At 55.6% G+C, this 500-nt stretch carries 1 protein-coding gene; it reads left to right on the top strand.

The genetic code is table 11. The features are described from left to right. A partial coding sequence (locus R7Z77_RS28855) for a hypothetical protein (RefSeq protein ID WP_411913234.1) occupies positions 1 to 500 on the top strand: 500 nt, incomplete at both ends.

Raw genomic sequence — 500 nt, 5'->3', positions numbered from 1 at the left:
AGGCGCATAAGTTCTTTGCTGTTGAGCGATGCTGGCAACTCCTTCGGGATACCCCAAGCGCGTTTGGTCACCCCTGGCCAGAAAGCTCGGCCGTCTCCCTGGCCGGGCACAAACAATCAACCAAAGCCAAGACTAAGATCATTCCAGATAACATTCTTAGGCACCTGTTCCAGCACGCCGAATCCCTGCTCGGTCAAGCTGACACCTTGCTGGCACATCGGGATGCGTTGGCTGACTTCAAACCTTGTTCTGAAAAGCGAACGACACAAGCCAGTGAAATGTCTCGCTACCTGAAAAGCCGCGGTTGGGATTCAGGGCTCGGCGCATTGAACAGCACACTCCTCGACCTGCGTGATGGATGCTTTGTCATCATTCTGGCGACGACTGGCATTCGAGCCCATGAGCTCGGCAACATCCGGCGGGATCAGTGGCACAGTGAAGTTCGAGATGGCGAACGGTTCTACTTCCTCGGCTCACGCTCGGACAAAACTTACGCGGGC

This window comes from Vibrio sp. 1401, from assembly GCF_033340295.1.
Note: the sequence above shows the minus strand (reverse complement) of the source record. Positions and strands in the feature narration are given on the sequence as shown.